22 protein-coding genes are annotated in these 26,285 nt (G+C 70.4%); 13 read left to right on the forward strand and 9 right to left on the reverse strand.

What is annotated here, in order from left to right; translation table 11 throughout:
- Positions 1 to 304 precede the first annotated feature (304 nt).
- The gene (locus D1369_RS19650; protein WP_007383422.1) at positions 305 to 733 is read left to right on the forward strand and encodes a hypothetical protein; all 429 of its coding nucleotides are present in this window, start codon (positions 305 to 307) and stop codon (positions 731 to 733) included.
- A gap of 52 nt (positions 734 to 785) precedes the next feature.
- Here D1369_RS19650 and D1369_RS19655 read toward each other — a convergent pair whose 3' ends face one another.
- The gene (locus D1369_RS19655; protein ID WP_050789729.1) at positions 786 to 1,220 is read right to left on the reverse strand and encodes an SH3 domain-containing protein; all 435 of its coding nucleotides are present in this window, start codon (positions 1,218 to 1,220) and stop codon (positions 786 to 788) included.
- A 118-nt stretch (positions 1,221 to 1,338) separates the two neighbouring features.
- On the opposite strand from D1369_RS19655, the gene D1369_RS19660 reads away from it, so the two are divergent.
- The gene (locus tag D1369_RS19660; RefSeq protein ID WP_007383420.1) at positions 1,339 to 2,169 is read left to right on the forward strand and encodes a hypothetical protein; all 831 of its coding nucleotides are present in this window, start codon (positions 1,339 to 1,341) and stop codon (positions 2,167 to 2,169) included.
- Here D1369_RS19660 and D1369_RS19665 read toward each other — a convergent pair.
- Positions 2,078 to 3,406, reverse strand: coding sequence for a PLP-dependent aminotransferase family protein (locus D1369_RS19665; protein ID WP_007383419.1), 1,329 nt, complete (start codon positions 3,404 to 3,406; stop codon positions 2,078 to 2,080). The genes D1369_RS19660 and D1369_RS19665 overlap by 92 nt on opposite strands.
- Positions 3,407 to 3,498: 92 nt before the next feature.
- On the opposite strand from D1369_RS19665, the gene D1369_RS19670 reads away from it, so the two are divergent.
- From D1369_RS19670 to D1369_RS19690, 5 genes are all read left to right on the forward strand, one after another.
- On the forward strand, positions 3,499 to 4,245 hold the full coding sequence (locus D1369_RS19670; RefSeq protein WP_007383418.1) for an alpha/beta hydrolase: 747 nt from the start codon (positions 3,499 to 3,501) through the stop codon (positions 4,243 to 4,245).
- 10 nt (positions 4,246 to 4,255) lie between these two features.
- Positions 4,256 to 5,203, forward strand: a complete 948-nt coding sequence (locus D1369_RS19675; protein WP_007383417.1) for an endonuclease/exonuclease/phosphatase family protein — start codon at positions 4,256 to 4,258, stop codon at positions 5,201 to 5,203.
- Positions 5,204 to 5,646: 443 nt separating this feature from the next.
- Complete coding sequence (locus D1369_RS19680) at positions 5,647 to 7,179, forward strand: VWA domain-containing protein (protein WP_037900810.1); 1,533 nt, start codon at positions 5,647 to 5,649, stop codon at positions 7,177 to 7,179.
- Between the two features lie 142 nt (positions 7,180 to 7,321).
- A complete protein-coding gene (metG, locus tag D1369_RS19685) occupies positions 7,322 to 9,037 on the forward strand; it encodes a methionine--tRNA ligase (RefSeq protein WP_007383415.1) in 1,716 nt (571 codons plus the stop codon).
- A 77-nt stretch (positions 9,038 to 9,114) separates the two neighbouring features.
- Positions 9,115 to 9,591: a hypothetical protein gene (locus tag D1369_RS19690; RefSeq protein ID WP_037900807.1), complete on the forward strand. Its 477-nt coding sequence runs from the start codon at positions 9,115 to 9,117 to the stop codon at positions 9,589 to 9,591.
- Positions 9,592 to 9,601: 10 nt separating this feature from the next.
- Here the strand turns inward: D1369_RS19690 and D1369_RS19695 are convergent, their stop codons facing one another.
- From D1369_RS19695 to aspS, 4 genes are all read right to left on the reverse strand, one after another.
- Positions 9,602 to 10,945, reverse strand: coding sequence for a polysaccharide lyase family 1 protein (locus D1369_RS19695; protein WP_037900805.1), 1,344 nt, complete (start codon positions 10,943 to 10,945; stop codon positions 9,602 to 9,604).
- 85 nt (positions 10,946 to 11,030) lie between these two features.
- Entirely contained in the window at positions 11,031 to 11,594 is a 564-nt protein-coding gene (locus tag D1369_RS19700; RefSeq protein WP_237557648.1) for a hypothetical protein, read from the reverse strand.
- A gap of 199 nt (positions 11,595 to 11,793) precedes the next feature.
- Positions 11,794 to 12,696 (reverse strand): intradiol ring-cleavage dioxygenase, encoded by a 903-nt coding sequence (locus D1369_RS19705; protein WP_037900803.1) that lies wholly within the window; start codon positions 12,694 to 12,696, stop codon positions 11,794 to 11,796.
- A gap of 118 nt (positions 12,697 to 12,814) precedes the next feature.
- Positions 12,815 to 14,578 carry an aspartate--tRNA ligase gene (gene aspS, locus D1369_RS19710; RefSeq protein ID WP_007383410.1) on the reverse strand — a complete coding sequence of 588 codons (1,764 nt, stop codon included), beginning with the start codon at positions 14,576 to 14,578 and terminating at the stop codon, positions 12,815 to 12,817.
- 144 nt (positions 14,579 to 14,722) lie between these two features.
- On the opposite strand from aspS, the gene D1369_RS19715 reads away from it, so the two are divergent.
- Together D1369_RS19715 and D1369_RS19720 are read left to right on the forward strand one after the other, a co-directional pair.
- Entirely contained in the window at positions 14,723 to 16,867 is a 2,145-nt protein-coding gene (locus D1369_RS19715; RefSeq protein WP_007383409.1) for a SpoIIE family protein phosphatase, read from the forward strand.
- 145 nt (positions 16,868 to 17,012) lie between these two features.
- Entirely contained in the window at positions 17,013 to 17,744 is a 732-nt protein-coding gene (locus D1369_RS19720) for a hypothetical protein (RefSeq protein ID WP_007383408.1), read from the forward strand.
- A gap of 36 nt (positions 17,745 to 17,780) precedes the next feature.
- Here D1369_RS19720 and D1369_RS19725 read toward each other — a convergent pair whose 3' ends face one another.
- Entirely contained in the window at positions 17,781 to 18,752 is a 972-nt protein-coding gene (locus D1369_RS19725; RefSeq protein WP_007383407.1) for a pirin family protein, read from the reverse strand.
- A gap of 120 nt (positions 18,753 to 18,872) precedes the next feature.
- The gene (locus D1369_RS19730; RefSeq protein WP_037900802.1) at positions 18,873 to 20,363 is read right to left on the reverse strand and encodes an MFS transporter; all 1,491 of its coding nucleotides are present in this window, start codon (positions 20,361 to 20,363) and stop codon (positions 18,873 to 18,875) included.
- Between the two features lie 143 nt (positions 20,364 to 20,506).
- Between D1369_RS19730 and D1369_RS19735 the strand changes: the two genes are divergently transcribed.
- A complete protein-coding gene (locus D1369_RS19735) occupies positions 20,507 to 21,244 on the forward strand; it encodes a TetR/AcrR family transcriptional regulator C-terminal domain-containing protein (RefSeq protein WP_007383405.1) in 738 nt (245 codons plus the stop codon).
- 10 nt (positions 21,245 to 21,254) lie between these two features.
- On the opposite strand, the gene D1369_RS19740 is transcribed toward D1369_RS19735, so the two are convergent.
- On the reverse strand, positions 21,255 to 21,731 hold the full coding sequence (locus D1369_RS19740; protein WP_007383404.1) for an SseB family protein: 477 nt from the start codon (positions 21,729 to 21,731) through the stop codon (positions 21,255 to 21,257).
- Positions 21,732 to 21,851: 120 nt separating this feature from the next.
- Between D1369_RS19740 and D1369_RS19745 the strand changes: the two genes are divergently transcribed.
- From D1369_RS19745 to D1369_RS19755, 3 genes are all read left to right on the forward strand, one after another.
- Entirely contained in the window at positions 21,852 to 22,703 is an 852-nt protein-coding gene (locus tag D1369_RS19745; protein ID WP_007383403.1) for an intradiol ring-cleavage dioxygenase, read from the forward strand.
- Positions 22,704 to 22,832: 129 nt separating this feature from the next.
- Complete coding sequence (locus D1369_RS19750; protein ID WP_007383402.1) at positions 22,833 to 24,659, forward strand: acyl-CoA dehydrogenase; 1,827 nt, start codon at positions 22,833 to 22,835, stop codon at positions 24,657 to 24,659.
- 281 nt (positions 24,660 to 24,940) lie between these two features.
- Entirely contained in the window at positions 24,941 to 26,236 is a 1,296-nt protein-coding gene (locus tag D1369_RS19755) for a M18 family aminopeptidase (RefSeq protein WP_007383401.1), read from the forward strand.
- Positions 26,237 to 26,285: the final 49 nt, after the last annotated feature.

The following is a 26,285-nucleotide window of genomic DNA, read 5'->3' on the forward strand; positions in this document are numbered from 1 at the left end:
CCATCCCCCTCGATCACTTACGGCAGCACGGTATCCGCTGCGGCTGCGAAGGGGAGTTCTCAGGACGGCAGAGGTCCCTTTTCTGCCCGCTCGTCGGCTCTGCGCACCGCGCAGACCGTGGTGTCGTCGAACAGTCGTCCGCCCCAGCGCCCGAGGGTGCCGTCGCGGACGAGGGCCGCCGACACCGCTCATGGAGTCAGCGAAACACGGGCGCCTGGTGCCGCCATCCGACTTGCCAGCGCCGTTGCACAGGTGTGCTCTGGTAGTCGGGGGCGTATCGGGGTGGAGAGAGAGGAGTGCTCTCATGGCTCATGCGGCACCCGCGGGCGGCTTCGCCCGGACACCCGATGTCTTCAGCGCCAAGGTGCACATGGCCGCCAGGTACGGCGTCCCTGTCGTGCTCGGCCTGGTCTACGGCTACTGGGCGGCCGCGAACCGCCGTGACGGCGGGCCGATCACCGGCTGGAACGTGCTGTTCGGCTGTGTCACGGCGATCGCGTTCATCGTGCTCTGCCTCGCCGTGGCGACGTTCGCCCCGCTGCTGAAGCGGGAACTCCACTCGGCCGTGAAGTCCGGCTTCGCCGGGGCGGCCGTCGGGTTCCTGTACAGCCAGACGGGCGAGAGCGTGCTGCGCTCGACGGCCCTGGGCCTCGCGGTCGCGGCGGCCATCTTCCTGGTGTTCTTCTACCGCTACTACACGCGCGAGGACGGCGAGGGGAACCGGATCCGCTAGCGGACGCGCGTGGACCCCGGCCAGTGAAAATGACCGGGGTCCACGGCTTCCCTCATCCCACGCTCCGGCTCGGGTCGTTCCAGGCGGCGTTGTCCCAACCGCCGTTCCGCCACTGCGGGCAGGGGTCCGCACAGGTCGGCACGGACCGCCGGCCGGTGTCGACGAACTCGGCGCTGACCCAGCCCCGGGCACCGGTGAACCAGTACCAGTACGGGTTGCCGTTGACGCTCTGTCCGCGGACCTTGCACTCGATCCGGTCCCGGCTGCCCGGCGCGAGCCGGTCGACGACGGCGGAGTGCGTGGTGGGCGCCGCCCGCACGTTGAGCGCGGTGCGCGAGACGATGGTGCCCCGGACCGGACTGTCGCCACGGCCTTCGGCGTACGTGGGCGGGGCCGCCGCCGCGAAGGTGCCGCCCGCCGTGACGGCGAGGGTCGCGCCGGTGAACAGGGCCACCGCCAGGGTCCGCAGGGCCGGAGTGGTGCGCATGATCGGCCTCCTTCTCCCCACCACCATGAGACACCCGTTCGGGTGAACCCTCCACCGGAGGGCGCAATCCCCGGCTCCACCGCTCGCGCGGCAGCCCGCGAGCGTTTTGCCTGGAAGGGTGAGCTCCGGTGTCCGCGACGCCCTGTCGGCCGTCCTGATCGCCCTGGCCTGTCTGCTCGTGCCCTTCGGCGCGTTGGCGGCCTGGGCGGCGTACGGCCTCGCCGACACGGACCGGTACGTCACGGCGATGGCACCGCTCGCCGCCGACCCCGCCGTGCGGGACGGCGTCGCGGACGCGGTGGCGGACGAAGTCGGCGAACCGGTACGGCCCTTCGTCCGCTCCCTCACCCGCACCCGCGACTTCGGCACCGCGTGGGACGCGGGCAACAGAGCGGTCCACCAGGCCGTGTTGCGGGCGCTCCGGGAAGGCGGCCACCACGAGGTGACCGTCGACATCGCCCCGATCGCCGCCCGGGTGGAGCACCGGGTCCCGCTGCCCCGCACCGAGGTCGCCGTGCTCCCGGCCTCCGGACTCGACCGTCTCCGGAAGGGGTACGACGTGCTCGAAGTCGCCGGTTTCTGGCTGCCCGTCACGGCCGCCGTCCTCGCCGCCGCCGGCATCGCGGTCGCCGCCTGCCGCCGCCGTGCCGTCACCGCGACCGCCCTCGGCACGGCGCTCGGCGGCGCTCTGCTGGGTCTCGCCGTCGCCGTCGGCCGCCGTCTCACCCTGACCGACCTGCCCGACCCGGTGCGCCGCCCGGCCGCGGGCGCCGTCTACGACGCCCTGACGGGCACCTTGCGCACGGTCTCCTGGCTGCTGGTGGCCGTCGGCCTGGCAGTGGCCCTGACCTGCTGGCTCACCGGTCGGTACGGCTTGCTGCGAGGCCGGCGAGCGTCCGCAGGGCCCGTTCCAGATCCGGCAGGGCAGCCGACGCGAGCCCGAGCCTGACCGCGTCCGGGGTGCGATGCGGGTCGACGGCGAAGGAGGGCCCGGGCGTCAGCGCGATGCCGAGCGCCGCGGCGGCGGCCGTGAAGGTGTCCGCCCGCCAGGGGACCGGGAGTTCCCACCAGGCGTAGTACGCGCGCGGATCGGACCGTACGGCGAACCCGTCCAGGCACTCGGCCAGCACCCGCTGCCTGCGCGCCGCGTCGGCCCGCTTCGCCTCGACCAGCCGCGCCACGGTCCCGTCCGCCGTCCACCGCACCCCCGCCTCCAGCGCGAACCGCCCCACACTCCACCCACCGGAACGGACCGCGTCCGCCACCGCGTCCACCCGCTTCTCCGGTACGACGAGAAAGCCGACGGTGAGCCCGGGCGCGACCCGCTTGGACAGACCGTCGACGACATGGGTGAGGTCGGGGGCGTGCACCGCGAACGGGTCGTCGGCCTCCGCGAGGAACGACCAGATCCGGTCCTCCACGACAGGGATGTCCAAGTCGCTCACGGCGGCGGCGAGTTGGCGCCTGCGCCCGGCGCTCGTGGTGACGGACGTCGGATTGTGCAGGGTCGGCTGCACATAGAGGGCCGCCAGGGGAGCCGTGCGGTGGGCGGCGGCCACCGCCTCGGGACGCAGGCCGTCCTCGTCCGTGGCCAGCGGCACCAGCGTGATGCCGAGCCGGGCCGCGATCTCCTTGACCACGGGATACGTCAGCTCCTCGACGCCGACCCGGCCGCCCGGCCGCACCAGGGAGGCGAGGGCGGCGGCGACGGACTGGCGGGCGTTGCCCGTGAAGAGGATGTGGGACGCCTCGGGGCGCCAGCCGGGGGTGGTGAGGAGGGCGGCGGCGGCCTCGCGGGCGGCCGGGGTGCCGGTGGCGGCGGCCGGGCGGAGCGCCTCGGTCAGCACGTCGGGGCGCAGCAGGGGTGCGAGGGCCTCGGCGAGCAGCTCGGACTGCCCTTGCACGGAGGGGTAGTTGAGCTCCAGGTTGACGGGTGTCCCCACGTCCTCGATGAGTCCCCGAGCGGGCCGCCCGGGCGGGGTGGCCTTCACGAAGGTGCCGCGTCCGACCTCGCCGACGACCAGTCCCCGCCGTACGAGTTCGCCGTAGGCCCGCTCCGCCGTCGACGCGGCGATTCCGTGCCGGCGCGCGAACGTCCGCTGCGGGGGCAGGCGTTCGCCCGGGCGGAGCCGGCCGGTGGTGATGTCGGCGGCTATGCGGTCGGCGATGCGCCGGTAGTCGTGCACGAAGACCCCCTGGGATGGCGGCTGCCCTGCGATTGCACTGAGGGCAAAGATTTTATTGCACCGAGAAGTTCGGCCGACCTAGGGTCGACGGCATGACGGCGATCCCCCTGGTCCTGGTCCACGGCCATCCCTTCGACCACACGATGTGGCGCCCGCAGATCGAGGCGTTCTCCGCCTCCCGCCGTGTGGTCGCCCCGGACCTGCGCGGCTACGGCACCTCGGGACCGGCCTCCGAGGTCAACCGCTTCGAGCGGTTCGCGCAGGACATCGAGGCACTGCTGGTCGAACTCGACGTACGGGCCTGCGTGGTGGCGGGCCTGTCCATGGGCGGCCAGATCGCCATGGACTGCTACCGGCGCTTCCCCGAGCGGATCCGGGGCCTGGTCCTCGCCGACACCTTCCCGGCGGCGGAGACCCCCGAGGGCGTGAAGGTACGGCACGCCATGGCGGACCGGCTGGAGCGCGAGGGCATGCGCGGGTACGCCGACGAGGTGCTGGAGAAGATGGTCGCGCCGTACGCCTCCCCCGAGGTCAAGTCACACGTCCACGGCATGATGACGGCCACCCGCCCGGCGTCCGCGGCGGCCGCCCTGCGCGCCCGCGCCGCCCGCCCCGACTACCGCGACCTGCTCACCCGGGTCACGGTCCCGGCGCTGGTGCTGGTGGGTGCCGACGACACCTACACACCGGTCGCCGACGCCGAGGCCATGCACGCGGCGCTCCCGGAGTCGGAGCTGCACGTCTTCGAGAGGGCGGCGCACCTACCGAACCTGGAACGGGCGGGGGAGTTCAACGCCGTGCTCGGGGAGTTCCTGGCGAAGGCCGACGCCCGCTCGTAGGCTCGGGACGGTGACCCGCCGAAGACTCGGTACCTGGACCGCCGCCCTGCTCTTCGCCGCCGTGAGCGCGGTCCTGGGATGCCGTCTCGCCGACACGGACGGCGTCACCCCGGTCCCCCAGCTCCTCGCCTTCCTCCCGTGGCTGCTCGCGCCCGCGGGAGCGGGCCTGGCCCTCGCCCTGCTGACCCGCTGGTGGCCCGGGACGATCTGGGCGGCCGTGGTCCTCGGTCTCCTGGCGTGGTGCATCGCCCCCTACGGGCAGGGCGGCGAGCCGGACGGGCGGGCGCTCGCCTCCTTCCGCGTCATCACCTCGAACGTCGAGTTCGGGCGGGCCACCGACGCCCTCGTGGCCGCCGTCCGCGAGGAGAAGCCGGACCTCGTGTTCGTGGAGGAGTGCGAGTACGGCTGCTCGGCCACCCTGCGACGGTCCCTGTCCGAGGGCTATCCGTACCGGCGGTCCGTGGAGGGCGCCGGTTCGACGGGGTCCGTCCTCCTCAGCCGCTTCCCCCTGCAGCCCGCCGCCGCGATCCGGGGCAGCACCATGGGCATGCCCGGGGCCGTCGCCGACGTGCGCGGCCACGCCGTACGGTTGCAGCTCGCGCATCCGATGCCTCCGCTGCCCGGCCAACTGGACGGGTGGCGCCGGGAGTTGGGCAAGCTGAGGGACTTCGCCGCCACCACCCGCTCCCCGACCGTCCTGGCCGGCGACTTCAACGCCTCCCAGGACCACGCGGCCTTCCGCGCGATCCTCGACACCGGACTGCGCGACGCGGCCCGCCTCGCCGGCTCCGGCCGCACACCCACCTGGCCGGCCCGCACCGCCCCGGCGATCGGCGCGCAGATCGACCACGTGCTGGTGTCCGCAGACTTCTCGGCGAGGGACGCCCGCTTCCTGGACCTGGCGGACACCGACCACCGTGCCCTGCTGGTGGACATCACGCTGCACGGGCCCACGTGACCCGGCTCGCCCAACCTGATGTCGCCCCCGTCCCCACGCCACACGACCACGACGGCAGGCCGCACGATCTTGATCTCCCGGGGGTGCTGCACGTCGACCAGCACGCGCCGGTCCTGCCCGAGCGGACCGTCCATGGACGGTGTTGATCAACGGCAGCCGTGTGCGCACTTTTGCCGTCCCCTTACTTCCCCTTGAAGCTTGCTTGACGGACGGTAGGTGCGCGTCTGTGCGAGAGCGGGGCGGCGGGGGCGGTGAACGGTGGATGAAGGCGGGGTGGACGTAGCGGAGTTGACGTCCCACGGGGCGACGTCCGGAAGCAGCTCTTGACGCCCGGGCCCCCGGCCACCCGCCCCTGCCCAAGATCGCAATCCGGGGCCGCTAACCTTACGTGTCCGTCCTGGCCAGGGATTGACGGGCTACAACTCATGCGAAGGGTTGCGCACATGGGCATTCTCACTCTCCTGCGGAACGCGTTCGGCGGCCGATCACGCAAGGGCGCTGCCACCGAGGCAGAGGGTGCGGAGACGACTCCTTCGCAGGAGACGGAACCGAAGCTCCCCTCTCCGACGGCGACGGTCCCCGAGCCCCGCACGTCCACCCACCCCACCGATTCCGAACACGAACTGGTCGCGGCCGCCTTCGACAAGGTGGCGGTGGTCCCGAAGCAGACACCTCCGGCGGAAGAGCCGAACCCCACGGCACCGGGGAAGAAGACGACACCCGAGACAGCGGTGGCGGAGGAGCCGGCTGCGGCTCCGGAGACGCCGGTCGCCGAAGAGCCGGTGGCTGAAACACCGGCGGCCGAGGAGCCCACGGCGGTCGCGGAGACACCAGTCACCGAAGAACCGGCTGCCGAAACACCGGCGGCCGAGGAGCCCACGGCGGTCGCGGAGACACCAGTCACCGAAGAACCGGCTGCCGAGACGTCGGTGTCGGAGGAGCCCACGGTCGCCGAAGAGCCGGTGGCGGAGGAGGCGGCCGTAGTGGCGCCGACTCCCGCGGTGGCGGAGGAAGAGAAGCCGTCGGCGGCGACGGAGGTCGCAGCGGAGCCGGGTCCGGAGCCCGAACCGGCCCCGGACCCGGTTGCCGAGGCTGTGGAACCCGAGCCCGAGGCGGAACCGAAGGCCGAACCCGAGGCCGAGAGCGCCCCGGAGCCAAAGCCCGAACCGCAGCCCGAACCCGTGGCCGCCGAGGTCACCCCGGAGCCGGAGCCGGAGCCGACCATCGCGCCCGAGCCCGCGCCCGAGCCCGAGTCAGTCGCCGTGAAGGCCGCTGCTCCCGAGCCCGTCGCCGCGGTCGACGACGAAAGTGGGAACGACGACCCGGCCGAAGGCCGGTCGGTGACCGTGCCCCCCACCCTCCGCACCGCCTACGACGCCGCCGCCACCACCCTCGACACCCACGGCCTCACCGGCACCACCGCCAGGACCTACCTCGTCCTGGACCGCTCCGCGAGCATGCGCCCGTACTACAAGGACGGCTCCGCGCAGGCCCTCGGCGAGCAGACCCTCGCCCTCGCCGCCCACCTGGACCCCGAGTCCAAGGTCCACGTCGTCTTCTTCTCCACCGAACTCGACGGCACCGGCGAGCTCGGTCTCACCGACCACGAGAACAAGATCGACGAACTCCACGCCGGCCTCGGCCGCATGGGCCGTACCAGCTACCACGCGGCCGTCGAGGAAGTCCTCGCGCACCACGGCAAGAACGCCCCCGACACCCCCGCCCTGGTCGTTTTCCAGACCGACGGCGCCCCGGACGCGAAGACCCCCGCCACCCAGGCCCTCACGGAGGCCGCGAAGACCCACCCCAACGTCTTCTTCTCCTTCGTCGCCTTCGGTGACCCGGAGAACAAGGCCTTCGACTACCTCCGCAAGCTGAAGCTCGCCAACACGTCCCACTTCCTCGCGGGCGAGACCCCGAAGGAACTCACGGACGCGGAGATCTACGAGGGCATCCTGGCGAACTGGCGCCCGTAACCCCCGAAGGTCAGCACCGCGCACCACCGGGCCGCCCCTTCCCACGCCGTAAAACGGGAAGCGGGCGGCCCACCCATGTCGGATACGATTTCAAGACTCGCGAAGCGACTCACCCGCACGACCAACCTGGGAGCAGCCCCCGATGGCTCGACACCTCATCACCAGCGCCCTTCCGTACATCAACGGGATCAAGCACCTGGGCAACATGGTGGGGTCCATGCTCCCGGCGGACGTCTACTCCCGTTACCTGCGCCAGCGCGGCCACGAGGTCCTCTACATCTGCGCGACGGACGAGCACGGCACCCCGGCGGAGCTGGCCGCGAAGGAGCAGGGGCTTCCGGTCGCCGAGTTCTGCGCGCAGGCGCACGACGCGCAGAAGGCGGTCTACGACGGCTTCGCGCTGGCCTTCGACTACTTCGGCCGCAGCTCCAGCGAGCAGAACGTCGAGATCACCCAGCACTTCGCCCGCCGCCTCAACGAGAACGGGTTCATCGAGGAGCGGGCGATCCGCCAGGTCTACTCGCCCGCCGACGGCCGTTTCCTCCCGGACCGCTATGTCGAGGGCACCTGCCCGCACTGCGGCTACGACAAGGCCCGCGGCGACCAGTGCGAGAACTGCACCCGCGTCCTGGACCCCACCGACCTGATCAACCCGCGCTCGGCGATCTCCGGCTCCACGGACCTGGAGGTCCGCGAGACCAAGCACCTCTTCCTCCTCCAGTCCAAGCTCCAGCACGAGGTCGAGGAGTGGGTGGCCGCGCACGAGGAGGAGTGGCCGCAGCTCGCCGCCTCCATCGCCCGCAAGTGGCTGACCGAGGGCCTGCACGACCGCGCGATCACCCGTGACCTGGACTGGGGCGTGCCGGTCCCGGCCGACACCTGGCCGGAGCTGGCGGCCGAGGGCAAGGTCTTCTACGTCTGGTTCGACGCCCCGATCGAGTACATCGGCGCGACGAAGGAGTGGGCGGACCTGGACCCGGAGAACCGCGACTGGAAGTCCTGGTGGTACGACGTGGACACCACCGTCCGCTACACCGAGTTCATGGCGAAGGACAACGTCCCGTTCCACACGGTGATGTTCCCGGCCACCGAGCTCGGTGTGCGCGAGCCGTGGAAGAAGGTCGACTACGTCAAGGCCTTCAACTGGCTGACGTACTATGGCGGGAAGTTCTCCACGTCCCAGAAGCGGGGCGTCTTCACCGACCAGGCCCTGGACATCCTCCCGGCCGACTACTGGCGCTACTTCCTGATCGCCAACGCCCCGGAGTCGGACGACTCGTCCTTCACCTGGGAGCACTTCACGGCGACGGTGAACAAGGACCTGGCCGACACCCTCGGCAACTTCGTCAACCGCGTCCTGTCCTTCTCGAAGAAGCGCTTCGGCGAGGAGGTCCCGGCGGGCGGTGAGCCGGGCGAGGCGGAGGCGAAGCTGGGTGAGGAGATCGCACGCCTCCTCGCCGAGTACGAGTCCCAGATGGAGGCGCTCCAGTTCCGCAAGGCGGCGGCCGCGCTGCGCGCCCTGTGGTCGGCGGGCAACTCCTACCTGGAGGAGAAGGCCCCCTGGCTGGAGATCAAGACCGACAAGGACGGCGCGGCGCTGACCCTGCGCACCGCGATGAACCTGATCCACCTGTACGCGGTGGTCTCCGAGCCCTTCATCCCGGCGACGGCGAAGACCATGCGCGAGGCGTTCGCACTGGCCGACGACACGGCGACCTGGGTCACCGCCGACGAGGCCCGCGCCCTCACCGCCCTCACCCCCGGCATCGCCTTCACCGTCCCCCCGGTCCTCTTCGCCAAGCTGACGGACGAGGACCTGGAGAACTACAAGGAGCACTTCGGCGGCTCCCCGGAGTAGTCCGGAAGTCGTCGCCGGGCCGTCCGGATACCGACCCGGGCATCGCCGTGTCCGCGCCAAGCCGTATGGTTTGCGCCATGGCAGTGCCCGGGGTCATTCCTGTCGCGTACGAGCCGAAGCACCGCACCGAGACGATCGGGCGGTATGCGGAGGGTCAGTTCCTGGCGTCGATCACATATGCCTTCCCTGAGGGATTCCGCCTCGAGGAGGGCTGGGAAGATCAGAAACGCCTGTACGCGGTCCTGCACACCTTCGACACCGAGGGCAATTACCGCGACTCGGACATCTGGTGTGCCGGGACCTGGGCGGAGCAGCAGCGCGACCCGGTCGGCGCCGCCTCGCCCCTCACCCGGGCCCAGGTCCACCGCGCGACCCTGCTCCGCAGCCTCCCCCGCCGCTCGTACACGGACATCGCGATCCGTCCCTTCAGCGTCACCCACGAGGGCGTCCGCTTCGGCCTGGTGATCCGCGAGGACGAGGGCGAGCAGTGGGCGGAGCTCTACCCGGACCGCCTCGCCTTCGCGGAACCCTGGGACGGGACCTACGACACGTGAGACCTGTCGGCTAGGAGAGGACTCCGGCGCCCGTGGTCGTCGCCAGCGACGCCGGCAGGTTCTTCCCGGAGGTCTCCAGGCCCGCTGTCAGGGTCGGGGTCCAGTTCACGCTCGTCTTCAGGTCCTTCGAGGAGGCGGCGTTGTAAGCGGCCACCAGGTCGGTCGTCGTGCCGTTGACGAGGTTGCCGGAGCCCGCGATCGCGCCCGTGCCGTCGCCGGACAGCAGCTTGGAGACCTTCACGCTCGACGGGACCGTCCAGTAGTTGTTCGCGGCGACGACCTGGGCCTTGGCGCGGGAGTTGATGCTGTACTGCACCGCGTAGCCGTTCAGGGTCGTCACGTCGTAGTAGTTGTTGTAGATGTGGATCTGGCCGACGCGGGACAGCGGCGCCCGCTGGACGATGCCCTTCCACACGTTGTGGTGGATCGAGACCCGCAGCTTGCCGCTCGGCTCGCTGTCGCTGCTGCCGATCAGCATCGTCTTGTCGTGGTTGGTGAACCGGTTGCGCGAGACGGTCACCAGGTCCGAGCTCTTGGTGATGTCCAGCGCCCCGTCGTGGATCTGGTACTCACGGCCGTAGTACTTCGGGTTGGCGGAGTCCAGGTGCGGCGCGTCCGTGAAGGTGTTGTGGTCCGCCCAGACGTGGGTGGCGCCGCGCAGGGTCACCGAGTCGTAGTTCGAGTTCCAGTTGCCGTCGTCGCCGTCCGTGGGGTCCCACTGCGGGAAGCAGTCCTCGGTGCCGGCGAAGGTGAGGTTGCGGACGATGACGTTGTCCACGTTCTGGATCTGGAGCATGCCCCCGGAGATCCCGGCCTTCGTGCCCGGCTCTCCCACGATCGTGGTGTTCGCGGGCACCTTGAAGACGATGTTCGCGGCCTGCTTCTTCTGCGCGGCGGCGCGCGCGGTCTCCTGAGTCCCCGACGGCAGCTTCGAGCGGCCGTAGGTCGCCGGGTCGTACGCCTTCAGGTAGGAGGAGAGCGAGTAGCCCGTGCCGGACGCGTAGCCGGCGCAGGTCAGCTTCTTGCCCGCGCTGTCGGTGTTGACGTCGATCGTGCCCTTGACCTTGATGATCCGCGGGGCGGTGTCGGACGCGGACCCGAGCGCCTTCACGAGCTGTGCCCGGGTGGAGACGGTGAAGGTGTGCGCGGAGTCGGCCTTCGTGCCTCCGGTCGTGCCCGTGCCGGCGGACGCCCAACCGTCCTTCGCGGCGAGCGTCTGGTGGTACAGGTCCACGGCCTGGGCGTTCGCGTTCATCACGACGACACCGGCACCGACGCCCGCGGCGACCACGGCAGCGGAGACGACCATGGTGCGGCGGGTGCGGAGGGACCGGCGGTGGGAGGCAGAGGCCACGGGGATTCCTTACGAGCGGTGGTGGGACATGTGCGTTTCATGGAGCGCCGGTGAAGGCGCTTCCGCCCTCAAGTAGCCGCCGGAATCAGGGAGGTTGCCGGGTGCGCCAATTTCTTTCCGCACCCGTCCCGCTGCCCGCCCAGGTGAACTGACCGCGCCGGAACGTCTGTTCAGAAGACCCCGTCGAATCCGCCCGTCCGCCGAACGGTCCGCCGTCCGGCCCGTGCTGGTGGAACCCCTCGGGCAGACCGTCGGACAACGCGTCGGCGAGCAGCATGCCGCCCGCGCCCGCCGCACCGGCCACCAGCCCTGTCTTCCACCACGGCCCGCTGTACCAGCCGCCCAGCACGAGCCGGCCGCCGGCGACACCGCCCGGGTAGTAGTAAGTACGGCGTCGCCCTGCCGGGACGGTCGGAGACGGCGTACGTCCGGCCGCCCACCACCATCCGGCCGCACCGGGCCGTGACGGCAGACGTGCCGAGGTCCGGCAGGGCGGGGCCGGGGTCGAGGCCGAGCGCGGCCCGGTACCGCTCGTCCGCGTCGGCCAGCGCCTGGCCCGCGGCCTGTCACCGCCCGCGTCCAGCGTGGACAGGCTCCCGCCGAGCACCCCGGTGACGTCCTGCTCGGCGACGGCTTCACGGTCCGCCATGACCACGAGGCCGACCGGCTGGGCCCGCCGGCGTCGTGGTCCTCACCGGCACGACGACCGGCGCCGCCCGCCTGGTCGCCTCCGGTCTGCCCGACTCGGGGCTCGCCGTGGACCGCCGCTTCCCGGCAGGGAGGGAGCTCCAGGGCAACGGGCCTCATCGCGGCCGCCGGCGGCACGCCCCTCGTGCGTGTTCACGGCGTCACATCGACGTACCGTCGTTCGTCGCGTCCGGGGCGACGCCCATCGTGATCGAGCCGATGACGCCCTTGGCGATGTTCTTCTTGTTGTACTTCAGCTTGAGCAGGCCGCCGGTGGTGCCGCTCTGGTCGTAGATCGTGTCCTCGGTGAGCGTGGTGCGCTCGGTGGTGCTGGTGGAGTACGGCTCGACCTCGGCGGAGGCCAGGACGGACTCCTCGTCGAAGAAGAACTGGCCGGTGTGGCAGGTGTGCCCGCCCTCGTAACCGGCGTCGGTCCACTCGCCGTCCACGTGCACCTTCGTGTGGATGTGCACAGTGCGGCCCCGGTACCAGCCGGGGAAGATCGTCCTGAAGGTGACCCGGCCCTGCCGGTCGGTCCTCCAGGTGCCGCGCAGATACCGCTCGTCGTCGGTGGGCTCCTCGTGGACGCCACCGCCGGTGCCCCCGGTCGGCGCCCCCGTCGGGGGCTCACCCGTCGGGGGCGCACCCGTCGGGGCGGTGCCGCCGCCACCGGTCGACAGGCTCTCGTAGCCCGAGTAGATGCCGAGCGCGTCGCAGTGCCAGATGTCCACGGCCGCGTCACGGATCGGCTTGCAGGTCTCGGAGTCGATCACCTTGAGGCTGAGGGTGAGCGGGATGCCCTCCTTGTCCTCGGTGATGTCCCGGCGGATCTTGTCCGCGTCGATGTAATACGGCCCCTCGGTGGTCTCCGAGGTGAGCTTGTAGCAGGCCTCCGAAGCGGTTGAGCTGCTGCTCGCGGAGGCGGCCGTGCTCGTCTCGCCCGCGAAGGCGCCCGACGCGGCAAGGGTGCCCGCCGCACCGACCGCCACGGCCGCGCCCGCTCCGGCCACGACGACCTTGCGCCGCGTCAGGTCCTTCTTGTGTTTCGCCTGGTTTCCCGTCATGGACAGGGAAGTTAGGTAAGAAGGCTGTCATCCACGTGGGAGCGGACTGTGGTTTCCACACGACAGCAGAGTGGCCCGGAACCGACGTCGGTTCCGGGCCACCTCTTCAGCTCATCGGCTACTTCGGCTGCGGCTTGCGCACCGACAGGTGCAGCTCCCTCAGCCGGGCCTCCTCCAGCTCCGTCGGCGCGCCCATCATCAGGTCCTGGGCGTTGCCGTTGAGCGGGAAGGAGATGGTCTCGCGGATGTTGGGCTCGTCCGCGAGGAGCATGACGATGCGGTCGACACCGGGGGCGATGCCGCCGTGCGGCGGGGCGCCGAAGCGGAACGCGCGCAGCATGCCCGCGAACTTCTCCTCGACGGTCTCCCGGTCGTAGCCCGCGATCTCGAAGGCCTTCAGCATGATGTCGGGCTCGTGGTTCCGGATCGCGCCGGAGGACAGCTCGACGCCGTTGCAGACGATGTCGTACTGCCAGCCCAGGATGTCCAGCGGGTCCTGGGTCTCCAGGGCCTCCAGACCGCCCTGCGGCATGGAGAACGGGTTGTGCGAGAAGTCGATCGCCCCGGTCTCCTCGTCCTTCTCGTACATCGGGAAGTCGACGATCCAGCAGAACCGGAAGACGTTCTCCTCGAAGTGCCCGGCACGCTTGGCGGCCTCGACCCGCACCGCGCCCATGATCTTCGAGACCTCGTCGAACTCGCCCGCGCCGAAGAAGACGGCGTGACCGGCGGCCAGCAACAGGCGCTTGGTCAGCTCGGCGACGTTCTCCTCGGTGAGGAACTTCGCGATCGGGCCGGACAGCGACCCGTCCTCGGCCACACGGACCCAGGCCAGGCCCTTGGCGCCCTGGGAGACCGCGAAGTCACCGAGCTGGTCGAAGAACTTCCGGGGCTGCGCGGAGACGTCCGGCACCGCCAGCGCCCGCACGTGCTTACCGGCGAACGCCTTGAACTCCGAGCCCTCGAAGACATCGGTGATGTCGACGAGCTCCAGCTGAGCCCGCAGGTCCGGCTTGTCGGAGCCGTACTTCAGCATCGCCTCACGGAACGGGATCCGCGGGAACGGCGAGGTGACGTGGCGGCCGTTGCCGAACTCCTCGAACAGCTCGGTCATGAGCTTCTCGATCGGCTGGAAGACGTCCTCCTGCTCGACGAAGCTCATCTCGACGTCGAGCTGGTAGAACTCGCCCGGCGAACGGTCCGCGCGCGCGTCCTCGTCACGGAAACAGGGCGCGATCTGGAAGTAGCGGTCGAAGCCGGAGATCATCAGCAGCTGCTTGAACTGCTGCGGCGCCTGCGGGAGGGCGTAGAACTTGCCCGGGTTCAGACGGGAGGGGACCACGAAGTCACGGGCGCCCTCGGGAGAGGTCGCGGACAGGATCGGCGTGGCCATCTCGTTGAAACCGAGGGCGACCATCTTCGAGCGGATCGAGGCGATCACCGACGACCGCAGCATGATGTTCTTGTGCATGCGCTCGCGGCGCAGGTCGAGGAAGCGGTACTCCAGACGCCGCTCCTCGTTGACCCCGTCCTCGGTGTTGATCGTGAACGGCAGCGGGGCGGCCGCACCGAGCAGCTCGACCTCGCCTACCTCGACCTCGACCTCACCGGTGGGCAGGTCCGGGTTGACGTTCTCGGTGCCACGGGAGACGACCTTGCCGTCGACGCGGACCGTGGACTCCTTGGTCAGCTTGTCGAGGGCCTCGTACGCGGGCGTACCGGGACGGGCGACCAACTGCGTGATGCCGTAGTGGTCACGCAGATCGATGAAGAGGATGCCGCCCAGGTCGCGCCGATTGTGCAGCCAGCCACTCAGCCGGACGTCGGTGCCGACGTCAGAGGAGCGGAGCTCGCCGCAGGTGTGGGACCTGTACCGATGCATCGTCGTTCATCCAGCCTTCGCGGATCGGGGAGGTGTTTCACGTGAAACAGCTCCCAGCCTACCGGGGACCCCGAGATCGCCTCCCCACCATTACGACTCGGCCAACAGTGGCACTCCCGGATCTCCTGTTCTTAAAGTGGGGCAATGCGCACTGGTGAGCCCTTGCCCGCCGTGGGGGAGGTTCTCACCGCCCTCGCGACCGGCCTGTGGCACTGGGACACCGCCACCGAACTGGTCACCGTCGACGCGGAGGCGGCTCGGCTGCTCGGGCTGCCCGCCGAGCGGACCACCCTCACGGAAGCCCAGGCCCGGGCTCGTCTGCACCCGGTCGACTGGAACGAGATCATCAGCGTCGTCGGACTCGCCGTCGCCGAGGACACGCTCGCCGAGGTCCGCATCAGGATCATGGACGAGCGGGGCCATGTGACCCGTACCGTGCGCAGCCGCTCCAAGCCGTCGTACGACGCGGACAAGAAGTCGTTCCGGCTCATCGGCACCCTCCAGGAGGTCACCGAGCCGACCCCCGGCACCCCCGCCGGACGCACCGCCGTCACCGGTGACTGGCGCCGCTCCCGCGAGGCCTTCCTGCTGGACGCGGGCCGCGCCCTGGCCGAGGCCCGCTCCACCGCCGAGGTGCTTCGGGTGGCCGCGGGCCTGTCCATGCCCGGCTTCAGCCCCGACGGCCTGGCCGTCTTCGGCGTCGAGGGCGACCGCCTGACGATCATCGGCCATCACGGGCAGCAGCCCGGTGACGAGAGCCCCTTCTCCCACATGTCCCTGGAGACGGACTACCCGGCCGCCGAGGTCGTGCGCACCGGCCGCGCCGTCTATCTCTCCAGCCCCGAGGCCTACCGCTCCCGCTACCCGGTCACCTGGCCGCTCGCCCAGCGCTTCGACCGCCAGTCCTGGGCATTCCTGCCCCTGACGGTGGCCGGCCGCACGATGGGCGCGTGGATGGCGGGCTTCGCCTACCCGGTCGCGTTCACACCCGACGAACGCTCGGTCCTCACCACGGTGGCACGCATGCTGGCCCAGGCCCTGTCCCGCGCGGGCCTGGCCGAGTCGGAGCGCGAGCTGACCGACGGCCTCCAGCGCTCGATGCTCCCCACCCTGGGCCCGGAGATACCGGGCATGACCGTCGCCGCCCGCTACGTCCCCACCGGCGGCGGCCTCCAGGTCGGCGGCGACTGGTACGACATGATCCCGCTGCCCGGGGGCACCTCCCGGACGAAGCCGGGCCAAGGGCGCTTCGCCCTGGTCATCGGGGACGTCCAGGGCCACGACGTGCGAGCGGCGGGCCTGATGGGCCAGCTCCGCATCGCCCTGCGCGCCTACGCCGCCGAGGGCCACCGCCCCGACGCGGTCCTCTCCCGCGCCTCACGCTTCCTCAACGGCATGGCGTACGGCGTCGACGACGCCTCCGACACGCGCTTCGCGACCTGCCTGTACGTCGAGGCCGACCCGGTGACCGGCGTCCTGGAGGTGGCGCGGGCCGGACATCCCGACCCGGCGATCCGCATGACCGACGGCACGGTCCTGGCCCGCCGCACGCAGGGCGGTCTCCCGCTCGGCATCGACCCGGACGCCGACTACCCCACCACCCGGATCACCCTGGAGCCCGGCGAGACGCTGATGCTGTGCACCGACGGGCTGATCGAGACCGGCGGCCACGACTTCGAGACCGGCTGGAAGCGCATCCGCGCCATCCTGGAGACCCACGAGGGCGACCTGGAGGAACTCGCCGACGCGCTGATCCAGGCCGTCCACGGCCCCTCCTCCCACCACACCACCGGGCCCCTCGCCGACCGCCGCGAGGACGACATAGCGGTCCTGCTCCTGCACCGGCAGGGAGAGGGCGTCGACCCGGCCGCCGCAGCGCCCACGGTCCGCCGCACGATGCTCTCGGTGGCCCAGGCGGAACCCGAACGGGTCGCGGTCGCCCGCCAGCAGCTCCGCGAACTGCTGCACGACTGGCCCTCCGCCGACCAGGTCGACTCCGCGGTCCTCCTGCTCTCCGAGACACTCACCAACGTCCTCGTCCACACCGACGCGGACGCTCTGCTCCTCGCGGAGGTACGCGGCGAGCCGGGCGAACGCCGGATGCGCATCGAGGTCACCGACACCAGCGACGACCTCCCCCACAAACGCCGCCCCGGCGAACTGGCCTCCTCGGGCCGCGGCCTGATGCTGATCGAACTACTGGCGGACGCGTGGGGGGTCGACCCCCAGGGCGAGGGCAAGAGCATCTGGTTCGAGCTGTACGAGTCCTCGGGCGAGCCCTCCGCCTAGGACAGGACAGGACAGGGCGCAGGCGTCAACACCCGGCACACCATCACCCTTTCAGGTGCGCACGGGGTGACTGGCGGCGACGGCTGGTGCACCGGCTGCACGATGTGTGCCCTGGCCGTGATCCGACCGCACGCAAGGAAGTCGCATGGGCAAGCCCGCATCCCAGAAGGACCGTGGCAAGGGGTCCTCGTTCTCGCTGTCGTACGAAGGCGCCCAACGCGATCCCGCCAACCACATCACGGTGGGGACCGGTGGATTCTCGTTCAAGGGCTCGACCAAAGCCCTGATCGCCCTCGCTGTGCTGGCCGTGGCCGGCTCGGCGGCCTATCTGGCGCTGTCCGGTCAGGGCCAGGGCGACCCGAGCGGTGCGAGCGTGGCCCCGAGCACGAGCACGAGCGCGGCCTCGGGCGGGGCTGCCGCCGCCGATGCGATGAAGTCCGACCCGCCGACGTCCCCGACGCCGGGTGTCACCCAGGCCGCCGGCGCGGAGCCGACGGCGGTACGGACGCGCCGCAAGGTCGTCCTGCGATCCGGATCCAACGTGGACCTGGACTTCACCAACGGCCAGTCCGACATCATCTTCTCCCTGCCGGCGAACGCCGACGACGGCTACACCATCGTCGGCGAGAACGGCGACCTCGCCACCGTCAACGGCCCCGCGACCGCCGAGAGTTGCGCCGCGGCCACCGACTTCGGATTCGCCATCGACCAGAAGAACATCAGCCGGGGACTCACGGCGTGCGTGCTCACCGACGAGAACCGGGTCGCGGCCATCACCGTCCTCGGCTGGCAGGCGGACGACGCGAACTACGCCGGCGGCCTGTCGTCCGTCACCATGGACGTCACCACCTGGGAGAAGCCCGAAGGCGCGGCCTGACGCCAAGGGGGAGAGGTCCTGTCCGTACCGGAGGACCTACAGCCCGCCCTCAGTCATTCCGTGCACCGCCGGGACCGTCCCCAGACGTCCCTTCTGGAAGTCGTCGAACGCCTGCTGAAGTTCCTCACGGGTGTTCATGACGAACGGGCCGTAGTGGGCCATGGGCTCACGGATCGGCTGTCCGCCCAGCAGGACGACCTCCATGTCCGGCGTGTGGGAGTCCTGCTTCTCGTCCGCGCGGACGGTCAGGGAGCCACCGGCGCCGAACACCGCGGTCTGGCCCAGGTGGATCGGCCGGCGCTCCGCCCCCACCGAACCGCGACCCGCCAGCACGTACGCCAGACCGTTGAAGTCCTCACGCCACGGCAGCGTGATCTCCGCACCCGGCGCCAGCGTCGCGTGGATCATCGTGATCGGCGTGTGCGTGATGCCCGGACCCTGGTGACCGTCCAGCTCACCGGCGATGACCCGGAGCAGCGAACCGCCGTCCGGCGTCGACAGCAGCTGTACGTTGCCGCCCCGGATGTCCTGGTACCGCGGCGCCATCATCTTGTCCTTGGCGGGCAGGTTCACCCACAACTGGAGCCCGTGGAAAAGACCGCCGGACATGACGAGGGCCTCCGGCGGCGCCTCGATGTGGAGAAGACCCGAACCGGCCGTCATCCACTGGGTGTCGCCGTTGGTGATGGTGCCACCACCGCCCTGCGAGTCCTGATGATCGAAGATCCCGTCAATGATGTACGTGACGGTCTCGAAGCCGCGGTGCGGATGCCAGGGGGTCCCTTTCGGCTCACCCGGCGCGTACTCCACCTCACCCATCTGATCCATCATGATGAACGGATCCAGGTGGCGGTAATGGATTCCGGCGAACGCCCTGCGCACCGGGAATCCCTCGCCCTCGAAGCCACTCGGCGCGGTCGTCACGCCGAGGACGGGACGGGCCACCGCGTCCGCCGTCGCGGCCACGCGCGGCAGGGTCAGCGGGTTGTCGACAGTCACTGCAGGCATGTCGGTACCTCCTTGTGGAACGAGTTTAGTTGAGCGTTGAACTTTCTGCCACCTCTAACGGCAGAAGCCCGGAGGACATTCCCTCCAGGCTTCTCCAAGACCTCGCACCCCCTGAAGAGGTCAGGCGACGAGTTCCGGTTCCCGATCGGCGATCTCCTCCGATGCGGGCCGGTCCTCGCGCATCACCAGCGTCGCCAGCAGCGCCGCCGCCAGGACGCCGATCGCGCTGATCGTGAAGGTCGTCGACATGGAGGCCGTGAAGGCTTCGCGGGCCGCCGCCACCAGCGCCGGGTCCTTCAGGGCGACCGCTCCGGCTATCGAGTGCCGTGCCTGCTCGGGCGTCCCCTCGGGCATCCGGTCCGCGAAGCCGCTCGACAGGAGCGAACCCAGGATCGCGATGCCCAGTGCGGTGCCGGCCTGCTGAACCGTGTCGTTCAGGGCCGAGCCGACACCCGCCTTGTCCTCGGGGATGGTGGCCATCAGCGCCGCCACCGCGGCGGGCATCGCCAGGCCGGCGCCGAGCCCGAGCAGGCCGAGCGCGACCGCGGGGACGGTGATGCCGGAGTCCGCCGAGACCGTGGTCAGCAGGGCGAAGCAGGCCACCATCACCAGCATGCCCACGAGGATCACCCAGCGGTTGCCGTACTTGGCGGCGAGCTTGACCCCCACGCCGTTGCCCAGCAGGGCCGTGACCGCCAGCGGCAGGAAGGCCAGGCCCGCCTTGACCGGCGAGTAGCCGAGCACGAACTGGAGGTACTGGGTGAGAACGAGCAGCAGTCCGCCGTTGCCCGTCTGGACCAGGGCCAGGGAGAGCGAACCGCCGCTGAAGTTGCGGTGCTTGAAGAGGACCAGCGGGACCATGGGGGACTTCGTGACGTTCTCCCAGATGACGAAGCCGCTCAGGGACACGAGGGCGACGGGCAGGGCGGCCGTCCACACGCCGTGCTGCGGGAGCTCGATGATCCACCAGACCAGGGCGGTCATCCCGGCCGCCGACAGCACCGCGCCCAGCGGGTCGGCCTTCTGCCAGGGCGCCTTCGACTCCGGCATCAGGGTCAGCCCGGCGATGAGCGCGAGGGCGACGACCGGCACATTGAGGAGGAAGATCGACTGCCAGGAGAAGTGGTCGATCAGGACACCGCCGAGCACCGGGCTGCCGACCAGGCCGAGCATCGCGACCGAGCTCCAGGCCGCCATCGCCCTGCCGCGCTCGTCCTCGTCGAAGACGGTGATGAGGATCGAGAGCGTGGACGGCATGATCAGCGCGCCGCCGACGCCCATCGCGACGCGGACGGCTATCACCTCGCCGGGGGTGGTGCACCAGACCGCGGCCAGCGAGGCGGCCCCGAAGAGCAGGAGCCCGATCAGCATCACCTTGCGGCGGCCGAAGCGGTCACCGAGGCTGCCCGAGGTGAGCAGCAGGCCGGCGAAGACCAGGATGTAGGAGTCCAGGATCCACTGGGTGTCCTGGGCGCTCGCTCCGATCTCCTCGGTCATCACCGGCACCGCGACGGTCAGCGCCATGCTGTCGACGACGATCACCAGGCTGCTCAGGCAGAGCACGACCAGGATCCACCAGCGGCGTGGATTGCGGACTTCCAAGGCGTCCATGACGGTTCCCCTCCGATTGCGTGACACCGTTGCCTCGATGCGAACACTGTACGCATCGCGGAACGCCGTACGCAAGGCTGATTCTTGTACGCTGGGCGCGAACGACGTACGCAGCAGGTCGGGCCGCAGGAGCAGGAGTACCGATGACGACGAAGCCGACCCCCGTCCCCTCCGTCTGGGCCCGTCCCCAGCGGGAGCCCGACCAGCCGGCGCTCAGCCGTGCCGCGATCGTGCGCGAGGCGATCGTCATGCTGGACGCGGAGGGCGTCGAAGCGCTGAGCATGCGCAAGCTCGCCACCCGGCTCAACGCCGGCGCGGCCTCCCTCTACCGGCACGTGGCCACGAAGGACGAGCTGATGGAGCTGGCGGTGGACGAGGTCGCCGCGGAGATCCACGTCCCGTCGGCGGACGGCCCCGACTGGCGGGCGGCCGTCACGGAGGCGTCACGCTCCTTCCGTGCGACGGCCCTGCGGCACCCGTGGCTGCCCCCGGTCCTCGGCCAGGCGGGCCTCGCCTATCTGGGGCCCAACCTCATGTCCTACTCGGAGCGGCTGGCGGCTCTGTTCACGGCCGCCGGATTCCCGGATCCCGGCACGGCGATCGACGCGGTGCTGTCGTACGTGATCGGTATGAGCACCACGGAGGCCGCCTGGCTGACCACGGTCGCCCGCTCCGGCGACTCGGAGTCGGGCCTCATCGCGCGCCTTCTTCCCGCGGTGCAGCAGGCCACGGCCCCGCACAGCCATCTGGCCCAGGGCTATGCCGACACGGAGGAGGCGGCCACGGCGGATCCGGCGGCCCTGCGGGAGGCGAAGTTCGAGGCCGCCCTGGAGATCGTCCTGGACGGCCTGTCACTGCGCCTCGGAGCGCCGGGTTCCTGAGGGCGAGGCGCTACCCGTACATCCTGCGCATCGCGAACTCGACCATCTGCTCCACGGCCTTCGCGTCGAAGACGATCCGGTGCTCCCCCTCCATGTCGAGGACGAAGCCGTAGCCCGTCGGCAGCAGGTCGAGGACCTCCGCGCCGGTGATGACGAAGTACTTGGACTCCTTGCCCGCGTACCGCCGCAGTTCCTTGAGCGTGGTGAACATGGGGATCACCGGCTGCTGGGTGTTGTGCAGGGCGAGGAAGCCGGGGTTGTCGCCGCGCGGGCAGTAGACCTTGGACGTGGCGAAGACCTGCTGGAAGTCCTCCGCCGACAGCTGTCCGGTGGTGAAGGCACGCACCGCGTCCGCGAGGGAGGGCGGGGACGGCTCGGGGTACAGCGGCGGCTGCTGGCCGTACCCGCCCACACCGCCGGCCATGGGCTGCTGTGGCGGGACGCCGTACTGCTGCTGGGCACCAGCGTTCTGGTCGTAGCCGTACATGGGCGTAAGCGTACCGAGGGGGCGGGCGCGGCGGGCGGCCACCGGCACCCGGGAAACCGACAGCGACCTGACAGCCGTCAGCCCTGGGTTTCCGGCGTCCGCCGCTCGTAGCGTCGGTTCATGCGCAGACACGGCGACGACGAGGTCCACGAGCACGACCGAGGGCTCTCCTACGACCTTCCCATGCTCGCCCGCCGACGGATGATCCGGCTGCTGGCGGGAGCCGGGGCGGGGGCAGGTCTGGCGGCCCTGGTGGGCTGCACCGCCGAGGACACCGCTTCCGAGAGCACCTCTCCCTCCGCGGGCACCTCTACCCCCGCCAGCACTTCCTCCGCGGCGGGCTGCGCCGTCGTTCCCGAGGAGACCGCGGGCCCCTACCCGGGGGACGGCTCGAACGGCGTGAACGTGCTGAAGGAGAGCGGGGTCGTCCGCAGCGACCTCACCAGGAGCTTCGGCGACTCGGCGGGCGGCACCGCCGAGGGTGTCCCCCTGACCTTCACACTCACGGTCGTGGACGCTGCCTCCGGCTGCGGGACCCCGAAGCGGGGCGCGGCCGTCTATGTGTGGCACTGCGACCGCGAGGGCGGCTATTCGCTGTACACCGAGGGCGTCGCCGACGAGAACTACCTGCGTGGTGTCCAGGAGACCGACGACCGGGGACAGGTCACCTTCACCAGCGTCTTCCCCGGCTGCTACACCGGCCGTTGGCCGCACATCCACTTCGAGGTCTACGGCAGCCTCGCGGACGCCACCACGGCCACCGCGATCACCAGCACCTCGCAGCTCGCGCTCCCGAAGGACGTCTGCGACACGGTGTACGCCACCGAGGGCTACGAGAGCAGCGTGGACAACCTCGGCCGGCTCTCGCTGGAGTCGGACAGCGTCTTCAGGGACGGCCACGACCAGCAGCTCGCGGCGGTGAAGGGGGACGTGGCGGAGGGGTACACCGCCACGCTGACCATCGCGGTGTGAACCGTCACAGATGGCCGGATCGGGGTTGCGACTTATTACCGACGGGTAGCATCATCGTAGCTACTTGTTGGTACGTGAACTAGCGCGAGGAACCAAGTGCCTCGCCGAACTCTTAACGGAGCCGTCGCCATGGGGCACTACAAGTCGAATCTGCGCGACATCGAGTTCAACCTCTTCGAAGTACTCGGACGCGACAAGCTGTACGGCACCGGGCCCTTCGCGGAGATGGACGTCGACACCGCGAAGAGCATCCTGGAGGAACTGACCCGCCTCTCGGAGAACGAGCTGGCGGAGTCCTTCGCCGACGCCGACCGCAACCCGCCGGTCTTCGACCCCGAGACGAACACCGCGCCGGTCCCGGCGTCCTTCAAGAAGAGCTACAAGGCCTTCATGGACTCCGAGTACTGGCGGCTCGGCCTGCCCGAGGAGATCGGCGGCACCACCTCGCCCCGCTCCCTCATCTGGGCCTACGCGGAGCTGATCCTCGGCGCCAACCCGGCCGTGTGGATGTACTCCTCCGGCCCGGCCTTCGCGGGCATCCTCTTCGACGAGGGCAACGACGTGCAGAAGCACATCGCGAAGATCGCCGTGGAGAAGCAGTGGGGCTCCACCATGGTGCTCACCGAGCCGGACGCCGGCTCGGACGTGGGCGCCGGCCGCACCAAGGCGGTCCAGCAGGAGGACGGCTCCTGGCACATCGAGGGCGTCAAGCGCTTCATCACGTCCGGTGAGCACGACATGGAGGAGAACATCCTCCACTACGTGCTCGCGCGGCCCGAGGGCGCCGGGCCCGGCACAAAGGGACTGTCCCTCTTCCTCGTACCCAAGTACCTCTTCGACTTCGAGACCGGCGAGCTGGGCGAGCGCAACGGCGTCTACGCCACCAACGTCGAGCACAAGATGGGCCTGAAGGCCTCCAACACCTGCGAGATGACCTTCGGCGACCGCCACCCCGCCAAGGGCTGGCTCATCGGCGACAAGCACGACGGCATCCGCCAGATGTTCCGCATCATCGAGTTCGCCCGCATGATGGTCGGCACGAAGGCGATCTCCACCCTCTCCACCGGCTACCTCAACGCGCTGGAGTACGCCAAGGAGCGCGTCCAGGGTCCGGACCTGGCCAACTTCATGGACAAGACCGCGCCCAAGGTCACCATCACCCACCACCCCGACGTACGCCGCTCGCTGATGACGCAGAAGGCGTACGCGGAGGGCATGCGCGCGCTGGTGATGTACACCGCGGCCGTCCAGGACGAGATCCAGGTCAAGGAGGCGGCCGGCGAGGACGTCACCACCGAGAACGCCCTCAACGACCTGCTCCTGCCGATCGTGAAGGGCTACGGCTCCGAGAAGGCCTACGAGCTGCTCGCCCAGTCCCTGCAGACCTTCGGCGGCTCAGGCTTCCTGCAGGAGTACCCGATCGAGCAGTACATCCGGGACTCCAAGATCGACACGCTGTACGAGGGCACCACCGCGATCCAGGGCCAGGACTTCTTCTTCCGGAAGATCGTCCGCAACCAGGGCACCGCGCTGAACTCGCTCGCCGAGGACATCAAGAAGTTCCTGGCGCTCGGCACCGGCGGCGAGGAACTGGCCGGCGCCCGTGAGCACCTGGCCAAGGCGGCCGTCGAGCTGGAGGCCATCGTCGGTCTGATGCTGACCGACCTCGCGGCCACCGAGCAGGACGTCAAGAACATCTACAAGGTGGGCCTCAACACCACCCGCCTGCTGATGGCCTCCGGTGACGTCGTCGTCGGCTACCTGCTCCTCAAGGGCGCCGCGATCGCCGCCGAGAAGCTGGAGACCGCCTCCGCGAAGGACAAGGCGTTCTACACCGGCAAGATCGCGGCGGCGAAGTTCTTCGCGGCCAACGTCCTGCCCGGCGTGACCCTGGCCCGCAAGATCGCCGAGGGCGTCGAGCTGGACCTGATGGAACTGGACGAGGCCGCGTTCTAGTCCCTACGGCTGCGCTACCGCCCGGGCGGGGCTGGGTACTCGTCCGGGTGAGGGTGCGCCGCAGTCCGGGGGGCCGTGCTCCCGTCCTGGCGGGGCCGCGTTTCCGTCCCGGGGAGGCCCCGTTCCTGCTCGGGTGGGGCCGCGTTGCAGTCCGGTGGGGCCCCGTGCCTGCCCGGGCGAAGCCGCGTTCTAGGACACATCTGTACAGCTGCACGCAGTCCTCACGAGGGCCCGCTTCCATCGCCGGGAGCGGGCTCTCGTACGTCGTTAAGGTGAACCCCATGAGCGCACCCCACCGCTTCGACCGCGGCCACACCGACGACCTCATGACCTTCCTGGCGGCGAGCCCCACGCCGTACCACGCGGTGGCGAACGCCGCCGAGCGGCTGGAGAAGGCAGGCTTCCGCCAGGTCTCGGAGACGGACGCCTGGGAGGGGTCGAGCGGCGGCAAGTACGTGCTGCGCGGCGGCGCGATCATCGCCTGGTACGTCCCCGAGGGCACGGCGCCCCACACGCCGTACCGCATCGTCGGCGCGCACACCGACTCCCCGAACCTGCGGGTCAAGCCGCAGCCGGACAGCGGTGCGCACGGCTGGCGCCAGGTCGCCGTGGAGATCTACGGCGGTCCCCTGATGAACTCCTGGCTCGACCGTGACCTGGGGCTGGCCGGCCGGCTGACCCTGCGGGACGGTTCGACGCGGCTGGTGAACGTGGACCGGCCGCTGCTGCGAGTGCCCCAGCTCGCGATCCACCTGGACCGCGCGGTGTCCTCGGACGGGCTCAAGCTCGACAAGCAGCGCCACCTGCAGCCCGTCTGGGGCCTCGGCCACGACGTGCGCGACGGCGACCTGATCGCCTTCCTGTCCGAGGAACTGGGGCTCGGCGAGGGCGAGGTGACCGGCTGGGACCTGATGACGCACTCCGTGGAGGCGCCCGCCTACCTGGGCCGGGACAAGGAGCTGGTGGCCGGACCGCGGATGGACAACCTGCTGTCCGTGCACTCGGGGGTGGCCGCCCTGGCCGCGGTGTCGAGCGGCTCGGAGCCGTCTTCCATCCCCGTGCTCGCCGCCTTCGACCACGAGGAGAACGGTTCGCAGTCGGACACCGGCGCGGACGGTCCGCTGCTCGGCGGGGTCCTGGAGCGGTCGGTGTTCGCGCGCGGCGGGTCGTACGAGGACCGGGCCCGGGCCTTCGCGGGGACGGTCTGTCTGTCCTCCGACACCGGGCACGCCGTGCACCCCAACTACGCGGAGCGGCACGATCCGACGCACCACCCGCGCGTCAACGGCGGCCCGATCCTGAAGGTCAACGTCAACAACCGCTACGCCACGGACGGTTCGGGCCGTGCCGTGTGGGCCGCCGCCTGTGAGCGGGCCAACGTGCCCTTCCAGTCCTTCGTGTCCAACAACTCCATGCCCTGCGGCACGACCATCGGCCCGATCACCGCGGCCCGGCACGGCATCAAGACCGTCGACATCGGCGTGGCGATCCTGTCGATGCACAGCGTGCGGGAGTTGTGCGGCGCGGACGACCCGCATCTGCTGGCGAACGCTCTGGTGGCGTTCCTGGAGGGGTAGTTCGCGAAAAGTGGGGGTACCCGGATGTCCGGGCCGGAACTACCGGACC

Source organism: Streptomyces sp. CC0208 (assembly GCF_003443735.1).
GTDB classification, from domain to species: Bacteria; Actinomycetota; Actinomycetes; order Streptomycetales; family Streptomycetaceae; genus Streptomyces; species Streptomyces sviceus.

Coding starts and splice junctions, on each gene's coding strand:
- metG (WP_007383415.1), top strand. CDS start 7,322: ATGGCTCGACACCTCATCACCAGCGCCCTTCCGTACATCAACGGGATC.
- D1369_RS19715 (WP_007383409.1), top strand. CDS start 14,723: ATGCGCACTGGTGAGCCCTTGCCCGCCGTGGGGGAGGTTCTCACCGCC.
- D1369_RS19680 (WP_037900810.1), top strand. CDS start 5,647: ATGGGCATTCTCACTCTCCTGCGGAACGCGTTCGGCGGCCGATCACGC.
- D1369_RS19725 (WP_007383407.1), bottom strand. CDS start 18,752: ATGCCTGCAGTGACTGTCGACAACCCGCTGACCCTGCCGCGCGTGGCC.
- D1369_RS19650 (WP_007383422.1), top strand. CDS start 305: ATGGCTCATGCGGCACCCGCGGGCGGCTTCGCCCGGACACCCGATGTC.
- aspS (WP_007383410.1), bottom strand. CDS start 14,578: ATGCATCGGTACAGGTCCCACACCTGCGGCGAGCTCCGCTCCTCTGAC.
- D1369_RS19750 (WP_007383402.1), top strand. CDS start 22,833: ATGGGGCACTACAAGTCGAATCTGCGCGACATCGAGTTCAACCTCTTC.
- D1369_RS19735 (WP_007383405.1), top strand. CDS start 20,507: ATGACGACGAAGCCGACCCCCGTCCCCTCCGTCTGGGCCCGTCCCCAG.
- D1369_RS19700 (WP_237557648.1), bottom strand. CDS start 11,594: ATGGCGGACCGTGAAGCCGTCGCCGAGCAGGACGTCACCGGGGTGCTC.
- D1369_RS19720 (WP_007383408.1), top strand. CDS start 17,013: ATGGGCAAGCCCGCATCCCAGAAGGACCGTGGCAAGGGGTCCTCGTTC.
- D1369_RS19755 (WP_007383401.1), top strand. CDS start 24,941: ATGAGCGCACCCCACCGCTTCGACCGCGGCCACACCGACGACCTCATG.
- D1369_RS19730 (WP_037900802.1), bottom strand. CDS start 20,363: ATGGACGCCTTGGAAGTCCGCAATCCACGCCGCTGGTGGATCCTGGTC.
- D1369_RS19670 (WP_007383418.1), top strand. CDS start 3,499: ATGACGGCGATCCCCCTGGTCCTGGTCCACGGCCATCCCTTCGACCAC.
- D1369_RS19690 (WP_037900807.1), top strand. CDS start 9,115: ATGGCAGTGCCCGGGGTCATTCCTGTCGCGTACGAGCCGAAGCACCGC.
- D1369_RS19740 (WP_007383404.1), bottom strand. CDS start 21,731: ATGTACGGCTACGACCAGAACGCTGGTGCCCAGCAGCAGTACGGCGTC.
- D1369_RS19705 (WP_037900803.1), bottom strand. CDS start 12,696: ATGACGGGAAACCAGGCGAAACACAAGAAGGACCTGACGCGGCGCAAG.
- D1369_RS19655 (WP_050789729.1), bottom strand. CDS start 1,220: ATGCGCACCACTCCGGCCCTGCGGACCCTGGCGGTGGCCCTGTTCACC.
- D1369_RS19745 (WP_007383403.1), top strand. CDS start 21,852: ATGCGCAGACACGGCGACGACGAGGTCCACGAGCACGACCGAGGGCTC.